1 pseudogene is annotated in these 1,269 nt (G+C 68.5%); it reads right to left on the bottom strand.

What is annotated here, in order from left to right:
* Positions 1 to 24: 24 nt before the first annotated feature.
* Positions 25 to 1,181 (bottom strand): annotated as a pseudogene (gene sfnG / locus AC27IQ_RS24830) (dimethylsulfone monooxygenase SfnG).
* Between the last annotated feature and the right edge of the window lie 88 nt (positions 1,182 to 1,269).

The raw sequence follows: 1,269 nt of genomic DNA, 5'->3' as shown, positions 1-1,269 counted from the left end.
GGTGGGGCGTTGTGCCTGCGCGGGTCAGGCGGCCACGGCCTCGGCGGGCTCGCCGATGGCGGCCCTGGCGGGTGCGCCCAGGCCCTGCGCTTCCAGCTCGCGCACCAGCGGCAGCACCTTCTCGCCGAAGTACTCGACCTCTTCGATGAAGTGCAGGAAGCCGGCCAGGATCAGGTCCACGCCCACGGCCTTGAGCGCCACGATGCGCTCGGCGACCTGGCGCGGCGTGCCGATGAGGTTGGTGCGAAAGCCGTCGTTGTATTGCACCAGGTCCTCGAAGGTGGATTTCGCCCAGTTGCCCTCGCCCTCGGGCGAGGCCTGGCCGGCCTGTTTGGCCGCGTCGCCGAAGGCGTGCACGGCCTCCACATGGGCGTGGTCGATGATGTCCTTCAGCACCGCGCGGGCCTCTTCCTCGGTGTCGCGGGCGATGACGAAGGCGTTGATGCCGATGCGCACGCGGTGGCCCGTCTCGGCGGCCTTGGCCTGGATGTCGTCGATCTGCTTTTTCACGCCCTCGGGCGTGTTGCCGTTGGTGAAGTACCAGTCCGACACGCGCGAGGCCATGTCGCGCGCGGCGCGCGAGCTGCCGCCCTGGAAGATCTCCGGGTGGGGCTTTTGCACGGGCTTGGGGCTCAGCGTGTAATTGTTGAAGCGGTAGAAGTCGCCCTTGAAGGTGAAGTTGTCCTGCGTCCAGATGCCCTTGAGCGCGCGGATGAACTCCTCGGAGCGGCGGTAGCGCTCGTCATGCTCCAGCCACGGCTCGCCGATGGCCTGGAACTCGCCCTTGAACCAGCCGCTCACCACGTTGATGGCGATGCGCCCCTGCGAGATGTGGTCGATGGTGGCGATCTGCTTGGCCACCACGGCCGGGCTCCACGGCCCGGGCAGGATGGCGGCCAGCACCTTGAGCTTGGTGGTGGCGTGCAGCAGCGCCTGGCTGAACGACACGACTCGTGCTGGTATTCGGCGCCGTAGCCCGCGGTGAAGCGGATCTGGCTCAACGCGTAGTCGAAACCTGCCTTCTCGGCCGCCTGCGCCAGGCGCTGGTTGTATTCCAGGCTCCAGTCGGTGCGCTGGGCGATGGTGCTGACCACCAGCCCGCCGCTGACGTTGGGCACCCAGTAGGCGAAGCGGATGCCGGCGGCGGAGGAAGAAGAAGCGGAAGTCGTGTCGTGGCTCATGGCGATGCTCCTGGACAGAGGAAGGGGGAATGGGGTGGCCGGCGGGGCTCAGGCCGCCTGCGCCAGGCGCAGCGCGGGCGCGGCCTGC

This window comes from Acidovorax sp. KPB24-07, from assembly GCF_057543315.1.
The sequence above is the reverse complement of the archived record's forward strand: the minus strand, read 5'-3'. Positions and strand labels throughout refer to the sequence as shown.